At 36.5% G+C, this 14,619-nt stretch carries 12 protein-coding genes; all 12 read left to right on the top strand.

The annotated features are described in order from the left end of the window. A partial coding sequence (locus ACTXGU_RS10725) for a hypothetical protein (RefSeq protein ID WP_443481507.1) occupies window positions 1-216 on the top strand: 216 nt, incomplete at its 5' end. An 80-nt stretch (window positions 217-296) separates the two neighbouring features. Beyond that, the gene (gene bshC / locus ACTXGU_RS10720; RefSeq protein WP_443481506.1) at window positions 297-1,931 is read left to right on the top strand and encodes a bacillithiol biosynthesis cysteine-adding enzyme BshC; all 1,635 of its coding nucleotides are present in this window, start codon (window positions 297-299) and stop codon (window positions 1,929-1,931) included. Window positions 1,932-2,133: 202 nt separating this feature from the next. After that, window positions 2,134-2,565 (top strand): division/cell wall cluster transcriptional repressor MraZ, encoded by a 432-nt coding sequence (gene mraZ, locus ACTXGU_RS10715; protein ID WP_443481505.1) that lies wholly within the window; start codon window positions 2,134-2,136, stop codon window positions 2,563-2,565. A gap of 170 nt (window positions 2,566-2,735) precedes the next feature. Then, the gene (rsmH, locus tag ACTXGU_RS10710) at window positions 2,736-3,668 is read left to right on the top strand and encodes a 16S rRNA (cytosine(1402)-N(4))-methyltransferase RsmH (RefSeq protein WP_443481504.1); all 933 of its coding nucleotides are present in this window, start codon (window positions 2,736-2,738) and stop codon (window positions 3,666-3,668) included. 25 nt (window positions 3,669-3,693) lie between these two features. Then, complete coding sequence (gene ftsL, locus ACTXGU_RS10705; RefSeq protein ID WP_443481503.1) at window positions 3,694-4,047, top strand: cell division protein FtsL; 354 nt, start codon at window positions 3,694-3,696, stop codon at window positions 4,045-4,047. Continuing rightward, a complete protein-coding gene (locus ACTXGU_RS10700) occupies window positions 4,047-6,206 on the top strand; it encodes a penicillin-binding protein (RefSeq protein WP_443481502.1) in 2,160 nt (719 codons plus the stop codon). The genes ftsL and ACTXGU_RS10700 overlap by 1 nt, the downstream gene beginning before the upstream one ends. A 112-nt stretch (window positions 6,207-6,318) precedes the next feature. After that, the gene (locus tag ACTXGU_RS10695; RefSeq protein ID WP_443481501.1) at window positions 6,319-8,232 is read left to right on the top strand and encodes a stage V sporulation protein D; all 1,914 of its coding nucleotides are present in this window, start codon (window positions 6,319-6,321) and stop codon (window positions 8,230-8,232) included. Between the two features lie 235 nt (window positions 8,233-8,467). Continuing rightward, window positions 8,468-9,946 (top strand): UDP-N-acetylmuramoyl-L-alanyl-D-glutamate--2,6-diaminopimelate ligase, encoded by a 1,479-nt coding sequence (locus tag ACTXGU_RS10690; RefSeq protein ID WP_443481500.1) that lies wholly within the window; start codon window positions 8,468-8,470, stop codon window positions 9,944-9,946. After that, window positions 9,930-10,373, top strand: coding sequence for a hypothetical protein (locus ACTXGU_RS10685; protein WP_443481499.1), 444 nt, complete (start codon window positions 9,930-9,932; stop codon window positions 10,371-10,373). Before ACTXGU_RS10690 ends, ACTXGU_RS10685 begins: the two co-directional genes overlap by 17 nt. Window position 10,374: 1 nt before the next feature. Continuing rightward, the gene (gene mraY, locus ACTXGU_RS10680) at window positions 10,375-11,349 is read left to right on the top strand and encodes a phospho-N-acetylmuramoyl-pentapeptide-transferase (protein ID WP_443481498.1); all 975 of its coding nucleotides are present in this window, start codon (window positions 10,375-10,377) and stop codon (window positions 11,347-11,349) included. Then, window positions 11,350-12,702 (top strand): UDP-N-acetylmuramoyl-L-alanine--D-glutamate ligase, encoded by a 1,353-nt coding sequence (murD, locus tag ACTXGU_RS10675; protein WP_443481497.1) that lies wholly within the window; start codon window positions 11,350-11,352, stop codon window positions 12,700-12,702. Window positions 12,703-12,847: 145 nt separating this feature from the next. Next, a complete protein-coding gene (gene spoVE, locus ACTXGU_RS10670; protein WP_443481496.1) occupies window positions 12,848-13,948 on the top strand; it encodes a stage V sporulation protein E in 1,101 nt (366 codons plus the stop codon). The last annotated feature ends 671 nt before the right edge of the window (window positions 13,949-14,619 follow it).

Here is a 14,619-nt window from a genome sequence, read left to right as displayed (position 1 = left end):
CAACGCCGAGGAGGCTCAGCTCCCACCCCGCGGAAAGCGAAGCAACCCGTAGTGGAAAGCAACCTCAACAATAAAAAACAAGCCTTACTTTTTATTGTTCTAAACCAAGTCCTATTAAGATTTGCAAACGAATTTGAAAGTGCGAAGTTTGAATTTATAAAAAATGATAAGCAAAGATTTTTTCCTTTGATTTTGACAATGATATACTCAATGTAAATGTATTAATGGTGTAGTAACGTTAGTAAGGTATTTAATAAAACATAATGAAAAACTTTGATAAAAAGGGGAGTACATAAATGGAGATGATTAATCTGTCGTTGCAAACTGCTAATAAGTTTGTGACAGATTACATAGCACAAACGAAGGAGATAATGAATTTTTTTCATTATTCTTTTCAGCATCAAGGGAGTTATGAAGATAGGCTAAATGAATTAAAAACACGAAAGTTTATGAGGCAAGAAGTAGCGGATTATATAGAAAAATATATGGAGAAATTTCCTTCCTCCGAATCTGTTCAACAATCAATCAATAAGCTTAGAGAAGACGACAGCGTTGTTGTTATAGGAGGGCAGCAAGCAGGAATTTTAACTGGCCCGCTTTATTCCATCCATAAAGTAATCAGTATTATTTTACTTGCAAAGGAAAAAGAGGCAGAATTAGGCATTTCGGTAGTTCCTGTTTTTTGGGTAGCTGGTGAGGATCATGATTATTTGGAAGTGAACCATATTTTTACACCTGGAAAAGAAAAAATGGAAAAAAAGCTTTATCCACAAAAAATTATCGAAAAAAAAATGGCATCTGATATTTCATTAGATAAAAATGTCTGTTTAGAGTGGATCGAGGATGTAGTCGAAAGTTATGGTGAAACAGAATTTTCCCAACAGTTATTAATCTTTTTAAAAGAAGCAATTGCCCAATCCGATACATTTGTTGATTTATTCAGTTATATAACGATGGGGTTATTTCGTGAGTATGGATTGTTATTAGTGGATTCAGGAGATAAGAATTTACGCTTATTAGAAAAAGAGATTTTTTTGAAACAAATTGATCATGCAGATAAACTAGCTGATTGTGTAAAAGAACAGCAGTCTATTGTAAAAGAATCAGGATACCCTCTTGTTATTGAAATGAGTGAAAATCCAGCAAATCTATTTTATTATGATGAAGCAATACAAGAAAGAGTGCTGCTGCAGTTTGATGCAGAACAAAATGTATTTATCGGCAAAGATAAAACAGTTCAATTTACGAAAAAGCAATTAAAGGAAATAGCTAGTGAATTTCCAAATAAATTGAGTAATAATGTGGTGACAAGGCCCATTACACAAGATTTATTATTTCCAACATTAGCTTTTATTGGAGGTCCTGGAGAAATTGCCTACTGGGCTGAATTAAAAAAAGCGTTTGAATGGATGGGCATAAAGATGCCTCCTATCGTACCGCGTCTTAATATTACGCTGTTAGAGCGTTGTGTAGAAGCGGATATGAAGGAATTACAGTTAACGATTTCGGAAGTTATTACATCTGGAACAAAAGAAAAATGTGAACAGTTTTTACATTCTGTAGCGAATGAAAAAATCGCAGCGATATTAAGCAAAGTAAAAGAAGATATTCAAAAGAATTATCTGCAATTAGAAGATGAAATTACAAAAGATACAAAAGGGCTGCTTCCGCTATTGAAAAAGAATGAAGGTTTTATATTAAAGCAGTTGGATTTTATGGGAGTAAAAGTGGAAGAATCAGTAAAACACAAACATGAAGTGATAGTAAATAAATTCAATCGAATGGAAAGAAATATGAAACCAGATGGCGCTCCACAAGAACGGGTATGGAATATAACGTATTTTCTTAATAAATATGGATTGGATTTTTTAGATGAATTAATGAAAGTTTCGATGGAGTTTGATGGTAAGCATAAAGTAATTAAATTATAAGGCTGATAGGAAAGGTCCTTTATTAGGTGCCTTTCCTATTTTTTGTGCAAGCATATAATGCTCAGCTATTAGGAAGAAGATTCCTATTATAAATTATGTGATTTTCCTTGCAGGATATTGTGTAAATAGATAGAATCTAATATATAGTGGAGGAAAGTGGGGGATTGTGGTACATTGAGGTAAGGAAGTGGGGGAAGCAGGTATGTTTATGGGCGAATATCATCATAATGTTGATGCGAAAGGCCGTTTGATAGTGCCTGCGAAATTTAGAGAGCATCTTGGCGAAACCTTTATTTTAACCCGTGGACTTGATCAATGTTTATTTGGATACCCTTTAAGTGAGTGGAATATTATCGAAGAAAAATTAAAAGCACTTCCTCTTACAAAAAAAGACGCTCGCGCTTTTACCCGTTTTTTCTTCTCTGGAGCAACTGAATGCGAACTGGATAAACAAGGGCGCATCAATATTGCTTCCTCATTATTCCAATATGCAAAATTAGAAAAAGAATGTGTGGTTTTAGGTGTATCCAATCGTATAGAAATTTGGAGCAAAAACCTTTGGGAAGATTATTTTTCCGAATCAGAGGATTCTTTTGCAGAAATTGCAGAAAATATGATTGGGTTTGATATTTAATGTTTGATGCAAGCATCCTTTTGTAAACGTTTCGAAGGCAAATACACAAAGCATTTTTTAACAGAAACTAGTATGAATTGTCACTCACAATCCTTCATGGATTTGCAAAGGACTATAAGAGCAGGATACATACAAAAATATTCAGAAAAAATAATAGACAGGTGGACAACATGTTTAATCATACAACGGTATTACTTCATGAAGCGGTCGATGCGTTAGCAATCCGGCCAGATGGCATTTATATCGATTGTACCCTTGGTGGTGCAGGACATAGTGAACTGATTCTTTCAAAGCTATCAGACAAAGGAAGACTGATCGCTTTTGATCAAGATGATACAGCTATTAGCAATGCAGAACAAAAACTAGCTGCATACAAAAACAAATTGACGATTGTGAAAAGTAATTTTAGTCAATTGGAACAAGAAATTAAAAAGTTAGGAATTTTTCACGTTGACGGTATTTTATATGATTTAGGAGTTTCATCTCCTCAATTAGATACACCGGAGCGTGGTTTCAGCTACCATCATGATGCGCCACTTGATATGCGTATGGATCATGAGGGAGACGTATCAGCATATGATGTCGTAAACTCTTGGAGCTATGAGCAGCTAGTGAAAATATTTTTCCGATATGGAGAAGAAAAATTCTCGAAGCAAATTGCCAGAAAAATTGAAGCAGCGAGAAGCATCAGTCCGATTGAGACAACTGGGCAGCTGGTGGAATTAATTAAAGAAGGCATTCCCGCACCAGCAAGACGAAAAGGCGGACATCCGGCTAAAAGGATCTTTCAAGCGATACGAATTGCTGTAAATGATGAGTTAGGTGTGTTTGAATCTTCTTTAAATCAAGCGATTTCATTATTGAATAAAGGTGGTCGAATCAGTGTTATTACCTTTCATTCCCTTGAAGATCGAATCTGTAAATCAACTTTTAAAAAGGCAAGTGATCTTCCGAATTTACCGCCGGGATTACCTGTTATTCCAGATGAGTTTAAACCCGAATTAAAACTTGTCACAAGAAAACCGATTATTCCATCCGAACAAGAATTAGAAGAAAACAACCGGGCAAGATCAGCGAAATTACGTGTAGCAGAAAAATTATAAAATGGAACTTACAGGAGGTAATAAAATGAGCAATTTGGCTAGAAAGCTTCAAGAAGAAAGTTATCAAAGTGAACAGCAAACGGTTAAAAAGGTAATAAAACAAACAAAATCATTATTATCTCCTGGAGAAAAAATACTAGGTGTCACATTTGCAGCGCTTTTATGTTTTGGTGCGGTGAAGATTGTCGGCAACCAAGCGGAAATATATCAAGTAAATAAAAACATTCAAATTGCACAAAACTCAATAAACAAACTGGAAAAATCAAATAAAGAACTTGATATTCAAGTAAAAGACTTAAGCAGCTTTGAAAGAATCAGAAAAGCAGCTGAAAAATTAGGCTTAGATTTTAGTAAAGACAATGTGAAGGTTGTGCAATAATGATTCGAAAACAGCCAAATATAAATCTTGGAGCAGCCATTGTATTTTTATGTTTCTGTCTGCTCTTTTTTATATTGATTATTCGTTTTATTTTTATTCAAGCAACGGGTGAAGTATCAGGAGAAGTGCTTGCTGCAAAAGCAGAAAAAAAATATACATCAGAAAAAGTTCTCGAAGCTTCAAGAGGAAGCATTCTTGATCGTAATGGCGAGGTCATTGCAGAAGACGCATCCTCGTATAAGCTTGTTGCAATAACAGACAGCAGTTTAAGTGAAAATGATCCGGATAATCCGGTTCATGTAAAAAACCCGGAAAAAACAGCAAAAGAGCTTGCAAAATATATTGATTTACAAGAGTCGGAGATTTATAGAATTTTAACTAAAGAGGGTGCCAAACAAGTTGAGTTTGGATCAGCCGGAAAAAATCTTTCCTATGAAACGAAAAAGAAAATTGAAAATTTAAAGCTGCCGGGCATTGCAATTGTGGAAGGGAAAAAACGCAATTATCCGAATGGCACGTTTGCATCCCATGTGATTGGGTTTGTCGAAGAAAAAGAAGACGAACAAACAGGCAAGTACACAGGAACAGGGAAGTTAGGAGTAGAACAAAGTTTAAATAAGCTATTATCTGGTACAGATGGCTATATGAAATATAAAAGTGATTATTGGGGTTATATTCTCCCTAGAAGCAAAGAAAATGTCGTGCCTGCCAAAAACGGAAATACTGTGTATTTAACGCTCGATAAAAAAATTCAATCATTTTTAGATGATACGATGACGAAGGTCGATAAGGAATATAATCCGGAAAAAATGATTGCGATTGTTGCCAACCCAAAAACAGGCGAAATTCTCGCCATGAGCCAGCGGCCAACCTTTAATTCTGCGACAAAGGAAGGAATTAATCAATCATGGCATAATGAAGCAATTGAAACATCTTATGAGCCAGGATCTACGATGAAAATTTTTACACTTGCTGCAGCGGTGGAAGAAGGTGTGTTTAATCCAGACGAAAAATATAAATCTGGTAAATACAGGGCAATACCTAATGCGCCAAATACAGAAATTCATGATCATAATAGGGTGGGATGGGGAACAATTACTTACTTGGAAGGCTTGCAACGATCTTCAAACGTAGCATTTGCAAAAATAGCGAAAGAAAAATTAGGTTTTGATCGATTAAGAGAGTATTTAACGAAGTTTGGGTTCGATCAGCCAACAGGAATTGATTTGCCTCATGAAGCAAACAGCTCGATTGCTTTTACATGGCCGGTAGAAAAAGTGACAACAGCTTATGGACAAGGAACAGCGTTGACACCGATTCAGCAAATTCAGGCAGCAACAGCCATTGCCAACAATGGAAAAATGGTAAAACCTCATGTTATTGATAAAATTGTTGACGCTAATTCAGGGGATGTAATAAAGAAAACTGCAACAGAATTAACTGGAAATCCGATTTCTGCAGCAACAGCTAAACAAGTCCGCGACTACTTAGAAACGGTCATTACAAGCAAAAATGGAACAGGACAAAAATATAAAATTGAAGGATATGATGTAGCCGGAAAAACAGGAACTGCTTCCATCTCATATAGCGGAGGCTATTTAAAAGGGGAAAGTAATTACGTATTTTCATTTATGGGTATGGCTCCTAAAGATGATCCAGAATTAATAATGTATGTTGCTGTTAAACAGCCGCAATTAGGAAATGGAAAAGTTGGATCAGATCCAGTTTCTACGATTTTTACTTCGGTCATGAAAAGCAGCCTTCAGTATATGGACATAACACCTTCTGCGAAACCATCTGTTCAGCCGATTGAAGTGCCAGATGTAAAGGGTCTAATGATAAATGATGCAGAAAAGAAAATGAAAAATCAAGGATTACAACCTATTATCATCGGAAAAGGAAGCACCATTACTACCCAATTGCCAAAAGCAGCTGATTCGTTTTTAGCAGGTGAAAAAGTATTGCTGCAAACAGATGGAGAAGCTACAATGCCAAATATGATTGGCTGGTCTTTAAGAGATGTGTTAAAAGTAAGCGAAGTAACAGGGATTAAAGTAAAATCAAGCGGCAGCGGCTATGTAAGTTCACAAAGTATAAAAGCAGGCTCCACAGTAAAAGGCAATGAAACGCTAAACATTAAATTAAAGAAATCGGAATAACGAGAGAACGCACTGTTTAGCAGTGCGTTTTACTTTATTTATAGAGCGTTCTATCTAAACTAGTACAAGCATATATTGAAACGAGCTAGTTAAAAAGGAGGTTCTTTTCTATATGCGTGTTTCAAACGTTACTGTTCGAAAACGGTTAACGATAGCATTATTAGCAGGAATTGTTATATTTTTTATTATTGATTTACGCTTGGCATATGTGCAGTTTTTTTTAGGAAATGAATTAACGACGAAAGCGAAAAGCTTATGGAGCAGACAAATTCAATTTGAGCCAGAGAGAGGCGAAATAGTGGACAGGAATGGAGTAGCCCTGGCAACGAATATAAGTGCTCCAACCGTTTATATTGTCCCAAGACAGATTAAAGATCCAGCAAATGCAGCTGAAAAATTAGCCGCTGTGTTAGAAGCGGACAAGGAATCGATTTATAAGCAAATCATAAAAAAAGAAATGAGTGTACGGCTACCAGAAGGAAGAAAAATTTCTCATGAAAAAGCAAAAAAAGTGCGAGCGCTGGATATTAATGGGGTGTATATTGGCGAAGATTCTAAGCGTTCGTATCCGTTTGGCAATTATTTATCCCATGTATTAGGGTTTGCAGGGATCGATAACCAAGGGCTAGTCGGTTTGGAGTTAGAATATGACGATGAGTTAAAAGGGAAAAAAGGGTCTGTTCAATATTATTCAGATGCAAAGGGGCAAAGAATGAATGATATGGCAGATGATTATGAAGCACCTATTAATGGCTATAATCTGAGACTAACGATTGATACAAAAGTACAAACGATTATCGAAAGAGAGTTGGACATAGCAGAGCAAACGTATAACCCAGATGCCATTATGGCGATTGCAATGAATCCGAAAACGGGTGAAATTATTGCGATGTCGAGCAGGCCAGGCTTTGATCCAGCTGATTTCAAAAATGTTTCGTCTGATGTTTTTAACCGAAATTTACCTATTTGGCGCTCTTATGAACCAGGATCCACCTTTAAAATAATTACATTAGCAGCTGCGTTGGAGGAAGGAAAAGTAGATTTGCAAAAGGATCATTTCTATGATCGTGGATATGCAGAAGTAGGTGGAGCAAAATTAAAATGCTGGAAACGCGGTGGACATGGATCTCAATCTTTCCTCGAAGTAGTGCAAAATTCCTGCAACCCAGGTTTTGTTGAACTAGGACAGCGTTTAGGAAAAGACAAATTATTTCAATATATCCGCAATTTTGGGTTTGGTGAAAAAACAGGCATCGATCTACAAGGAGAATCAAAAGGAATTTTGTTTAATATGGATAGAGTTGGTCCAGTGGAGCAGGCAACGACCGCATTTGGACAAGGGGTGGCTGTTACGCCGATACAGCAAGTAACCGCATTGTCTGCCGCCATTAACGGAGGCACATTATATACGCCATACGTGGCAAAAGAGTTGATTGATCCAGTTACCAACGAAGTGATAATGGAGAAACAACCAGTTGCTAAGCGAAAAGTAATTTCAGAAGAAACATCAAAAAAAGTGAGAGAGGCATTAGAAAGTGTAGTAGCGCAAGGAACTGGGGGAAAAGCATTTGTGGAAGGATACCGTGTAGGAGGAAAAACAGGTACTGCCCAAAAAGCTTCTGGCGGAAGATATTTAGAAAATAACTATATCGTGTCCTTTATCGGTTTTGCACCAGCAAATGACCCACAGCTTGTTGTATATGTAGCAGTTGATCACCCAAAAGGAACGGTGCAATTTGGTGGTACCGTAGCTGCCCCAATTGTTGGGAAAATCATGGGGGACAGCTTGCGGGCAATGGGGGTGCCAGAGCAAAAAGATCAAATCGAAAAAAAATATAAATATCCAGACACTCCTTTAATAGAAGTGCCTGATTTAGTAGGAGTTAGCAAAACAGAAATTAGTGAAATATTTCTTAACCTGAAGATTGAACCAAGTGGAAGTGGAGATACAGTCATCAAACAATCCCCTAGACCTGGTTCAAAAGTAAAAGAAGGATCAACGATAAGAATTTATTATGATAATTAAAGGGCGGCCGTTTGCGTCGTCCTTTAATAATAGAAAGAATATAGTAACATATTAAATTAATAATCAGCATGGCGAAATTGATTACTATCATGTAAAATAAATACGCTGTGGAATTTGTTTTGCTTGATACATGTATTCGTTTTATAATATAACTATTTCCACTTATTAACTAGCACGCAATCGTTTTATCGGAAATAGAATACATACGGAGTTACAGAAGAGAGGAATTTAAGAAATGCAATTAAAACAACTACTAAAATGTTTACAACCGTACACTTCTTATTCTGGAGAAGACATCGACATTTTATCCATTGAAAATGATAATCGCAAAGTAAAACAAGGCAGTTTATTTATTTGTATAAAAGGTTTTACGGTCGATGGTCACCACTTTGCAAGGAAAGCGTATGAAGCGGGCGCTGTGGCTGTTATTGCAGAAAAACCATTAAACCTTCCTATTCCTGTAATTGTAGTAAAAGATACAAAAAAAGCAAGCAGTATCCTGGCTGATGTTTTTTACAGCCATGCAACGCAAAAGCTGCAATTAATCGGAATTACAGGCACTAATGGGAAAACAACAACAAGCCATTTAATCGAAGCGATTTTAAAAGAAGTACAGCAGAACACAGGCATTATCGGCACGATGTATACAAAAATCAAGGAAGAGATCCAAGAAACAAAAAATACGACGCCAGAGCCGGTTACGCTTCAGAAAATTTTTCATCAAATGGTGGAACAGAATGTAGAGACCGCTGTAATGGAAGTGTCCAGCCATGCCTTAGTCGAAGGAAGAGTTTTCGGCTGTGATTTTGATATAGCTGTCTTTACAAATTTATCACAAGACCATTTAGATTATCATGGTACGATGGAAGAGTATAAAAGGGCAAAAGGACTATTATTTACAAGGCTAGGCAATACATTTTCAGCAGAAAAACCGAAATATGCGATATTAAATAATGATGATCCATGCAGCAAAGAATTTGAGCAGCAAACAGCAGCGATTGTCCTGACATATGGGATTGATACAGATGCAGATGTTTCAGCAAAAAACATAAGCATAACCGCTTCAGGTACTAGTTTTCAATTACATACACCCGTAGGAGATTTTCCTGTTTCCATTAAAATGGTCGGCAAATTCAGCGTCTATAATACATTGGCAAGTATCGCAGCAGGCATTGTCTGCAATATCCCGATTGAGCAGATTATTAAAGCAATTGAAAAAGTAGAAGGCGTTTCCGGAAGGTTCGAAACAGTGGATGCCGGACAAGATTTTTCCGTTATTGTTGATTATTCTCACACACCAGACAGCTTAGAAAATGCGTTGAAAACAGTGAAGCAGTTTGCTGAAAAAGATATATATGTCATCGTCGGCTGTGGCGGCGACCGGGATAAAACAAAACGCCCGCTTATGGCTGCTATTGCTTGTGAAAATGCAACGCATGCTATTTTTACAAGTGATAATCCTCGAAGTGAAGATCCTGTTCAAATCTTAAAAGAGATGGAAGCGGGAGTAAAAGGGAAAAGCTATCATATGATAGAAGATCGGAAAAAAGCAATCTATTATGCAGTCAAAGAGGCAAAAGCAAAAGATGTCATTTTAATTGCTGGCAAAGGGCATGAAACGTATCAGCAAATAGGTGCAAACGTGTTCGATTTTGATGACCGCCTTGTTGCGAAAGAAGCGATTGAGGAGCGAAAAAATGGAACTGTCCTATAAGTTTATAACTCAAGCAATTCCAAATGCTAAAGGATTTGGCGACGACAACATTATTTTTCAAACAGTATCGTTTTATGCCGGTGTCAAGCAGCCAAAAGGACTTTTTGTGCCGTTATTTGGCAAAGAATCCGGAGAATTGGACGAAGCGATTGCTAATGGAGCAATCGGAACCATTTGGGAAAAAGAAAAGCCAATTCCTGCATATACACCAAATCACTTTCCAATATTTTATACAAATGATCTAAAGAAAGGCTTAAAAAAAATGATAGAAATATATGAACATCAATTAGTAAAAGGAAGCAATACAACAAAATTTATTTATCAACAAGAAACAAGTCTGAATAAAGAAAAAGAAACATATGATATAGCGGTAATAGCAGAAATCGTAAAATCATTGCTAGCAAAAGACAAGAAAGGAGGGGAATAAAATGTTGGAGCAAACAATCTTTTTTACTATTCTTTTAGGGTTTTTAATCACCGTATTAATTTCTCCCATTTTTATTCCTTTCTTAAGAAGATTAAAATTCGGACAAAGTATAAGAGAAGAAGGTCCAAAATCACACCAAAAAAAATCGGGTACACCGACAATGGGCGGTGTAATGATTTTATTATCTGTTGTCGTGACAACATTGGTTATGACAAGCAAATTTTCAGAACCAACGATTAAAACCTATTTATTGCTGTTTGTGATGTTAGGTTTTGGATTATTAGGATTTTTAGATGATTTTATTAAAGTAGTGATGAAACGAAATTTAGGATTAACATCGAAACAAAAATTACTCGGCCAAATTATTATTTCGGTTGTCGTTTATTTTGTCTTAAAACAAACGGATTTTTCCACTGCCATCCATATTCCATTTATTGATAAGTCCTTTGACTTAGGTTGGTTTTATGTATTATTTATTATTTTCTGGTTAGTAGGGTTTTCTAACGCTGTTAATTTAACAGATGGGTTGGATGGATTAGTATCAGGAACCGCTGCTATCAGTTTTGGTGCATTTGCTGTATTAGCATGGAGTCAATCACAATATGAAATTAGTATTTTTGCAGTGGCAATTGTCGGCGCTGTATTAGGATTTTTAGTATTTAATGCACATCCGGCAAAAGTATTTATGGGGGATACTGGGTCATTGGCGCTTGGTGGTGCAATAGCTGCGATCGCGATTTTAACGAAGCTGGAAATTCTTCTTATTTTAATAGGCGGCGTTTTTGTCATTGAAACATTGTCTGTTATACTGCAAGTAATTTCTTTTAAATCTACGGGCAGAAGAATCTTCAGAATGAGTCCTTTGCACCATCATTATGAACTAGTTGGCTGGTCAGAATGGAGAGTAGTAGTTACATTCTGGAGTGTAGGATTGATATTTGCTATATTAGGAATCTATATCGAGGTGTGGTTATAAGTGAAACATATAAAAGATTATTATCACAAAAAGGTTTTAGTACTTGGATTAGCCAAAAGTGGGGTTAGCGCTGCCGCGTTGCTGCATAAATTAGGTGCGTTTGTAACTGTAAATGACAGTAAGCCACTTGATGAAAATCCAGAAGCGCAAGGCCTTCTTGAACAAGGAGTTACTGTTATTTGCGGTAGTCATCCAATTGAACTGTTAGAGGAAGGGTTTCAGTTGATTGTAAAAAATCCAGGTATTCCTTATTTTAATCCGATGATTAAAGGAGCAATAGAAAAAGGAATCCCGGTTATAACAGAAGTAGAGCTTGCTTATCGTATATCAGAAGCTCCTTTCTTTGCGATAACAGGTTCTAATGGGAAAACAACGACGACTACGCTATTATTCGAAATGTTAAAACAAGACAATAAAAAACCGCTTATTGCAGGAAATATCGGGATGGTTGCATCAAGCGTTGCCCAAAATGCGGAAAAAGATAATCAAATGGTGATTGAGCTTTCTTCCTTTCAGTTAATGGGAATTGATCAATTTAAACCGAAAATCGCTATTATTACAAATATTTATGACGCTCATTTGGATTATCATGGAACACGGGAAGAGTATGCTCAAGCAAAAGGGAATATCACAAAAAACCAAGATGAATATGATTATTTGATTGTAAATGTGGAGCAAGAAGAGGTAATGAATATTGCTAAAAGCAGCAAAGCAACGATTATCCCTTTTTCTACCATTCGACCATTAGCGTTTGGTGCCTATGTAAAAGAAGGCGGCATTTATTTTCATGACGAAAAAGTAATGGATGTAAAAGACATTGTGTTGCCAGGTGCTCATAATCTGGAAAATATTTTATCGTCTGTTGCAGCAGCAAAATTAACAGGTGTTCGTAATGAAAATATTTTTGCTATATTAAATTCCTTTAAAGGGGTAAAACATCGTTTACAATATATAAATGAAATAAAAGGGCGCAGATTTTATAATGACTCAAAAGCGACCAATATATTAGCAACAAAAAATGCCCTTGCTGCTTTTGATGCGCCAGTTATTTTACTTGCAGGAGGACTCGATCGAGGAAATGAATTTGATGAGTTGCTGCCATCTCTCAACAATGTAAAAGCAATGATAACCTTTGGACAAACAGCAGAAAAGATGGAACGATTAGGTGAACAAGCGGGAATAAAAAACATTCAACGTGTCGATAATGTGGAAAAAGCTGTACCTGCTGCTTTTGATTATTCAGAAGAAGGGGATGTCATTCTTCTTTCACCAGCGTGTGCAAGCTGGGATCAATATAAAACTTTTGAGGTAAGAGGAGACATTTTTATCAATGCGGTGCATAAGCTTAAATAAGGGCTTGTCATACTAATAGATCGTTGAAAGTGTAAAAGGACTTTTTCAGCACGAAAACTTCACTAATCTTTATGTTTTAGACGGAAATAAAAGTTCCCTGCGTCTTTTGCAAGCCCTAATACTTGCAACTCGAGGTGTGGTAGAAGTGCCGACAAAAAAAGCGACTCCAGATATAATATTGATTATCATTACATTTACCTTGCTGGCTATTGGGTTAATAATGGTGTATAGTGCAAGTGCCGTGTGGGCACAGTTTAAGTTTGATGATTCCTTTTTCTTTGCTAAAAGGCAGATGCTTTTTGCCGGAGTAGGAATTGTTGCGATGTTTTTTATTATGAATATTGATTATTGGACATGGCGAACATGGGCGAAAATGATTGTGATTATTTGTTTCGTTTTATTAGTACTTGTGTTAATTCCTGGAATAGGAAATGTTAGGAACGGTTCAAGAAGTTGGATAGGAGTAGGAGCGTTTTCCATTCAACCTTCCGAGTTTATGAAAATGGCAATGATTGCTTTTTTAGCAAAATTTTTATCTGAAAATCAAAAAAAAATTACTTCCTTCAAAAGAGGGTTGCTTCCAGCATTAGGAATTGTTTTTTTAGCATTTGGCATGATTATGCTTCAGCCGGATTTAGGAACTGGAACGGTTATGGTCGGGACAAGTATTGTCATGATTTTTATTGCCGGTGCAAGAATTCGTCATTTTGCTATTCTTGCTTTAATTGGACTAGGTGGATTTGTCGGTTTAGTTGCATCGGCTCCTTATCGGATAAAAAGGATCACCTCATTTCTTGATCCATGGTCTGATCCGTTAGGAAGTGGATTTCAAATTATTCAATCTTTATACGCGATTGGACCAGGGGGACTGTTCGGCTTAGGACTGGGAGAAAGCAGACAAAAGTTCTTTTATTTGCCTGAACCGCAAACCGATTTTATCTTTGCTATTTTATCGGAAGAACTTGGGTTTATTGGTGGTTCTTTAATATTATTGCTTTTTGCTTTATTATTATGGCGGGGAATTAGAATTGCCTTAGGCGCACAAGATTTATTTGGAAGTTTTTTAGCAGTTGGGATTATTGCCATGGTTGCGATTCAAGTAATGATCAATATTGGCGTTGTTACAGGCTTAATGCCGGTTACCGGCATAACACTTCCCTTTTTAAGCTACGGAGGATCTTCGTTGACATTAATGCTTGTTGCCATTGGGGTGTTATTAAATGTAAGCCGCTATTCTCGATATTAAAGTAAATAGTCTGATTGCTTAAAAGGTGGCTCTAAATAGGGTCATCTTTTTTTATCGTCTAGAAAATTATAAACGAAATGAAGTTATGAATAACTAAAGGGGTTGGTCCGCATCTAGCTCCGGCGCCTAGCTCTTGTGAAAATAACCCCATGCCTCTAAAAGTAAGGCTGTTTAGCTGTTTTCGTATTGATTGTTGCTTTTATATTCGCAGACTGAATACACTTCGCTTTCTGTGGGCGAGCGTCGAGCCTTCTCGTCGCATACGCTCCTGCGGGGTCTCGTCTTTCTCGCATTCCCACAGGAGTCTACGTGTATTCAGTCGCTGAGTACTACTTCTTCAATTTTTTATGTGGAAAACAACAAACTTTGAGAAAACAGCCAAAAGTAAAAAGCACTTTTTGAGTCATGTGAACATTTTTCTTCAGAGCTGTTCAAGGCCTGCGCTTTTGTTCTTTCTTTAAATTAATAAATAATTCCATTGTGTTTGAAAACCGTTTCAATTTAATGAATGCTGTATTACATTTTGATATCATTTTGATGTAATTACACGAAAATGTTTAAAATATTGTACAATGATGTACGTCTATATGGGGTTATATCATTCTTTATCTAAACCTAGAGTATTTTGGGATGCTTTTTATTTGGAGAAAAAACAAGCTGAAGGAAAATTT

It is taken from the genome of Niallia sp. 01092, assembly GCF_052318935.1.
Classification (GTDB): Bacteria; Bacillota; Bacilli; order Bacillales; family Cytobacillaceae; genus Niallia.
Note: the sequence above shows the minus strand (reverse complement) of the source record. Positions and strands in the feature narration are given on the sequence as shown.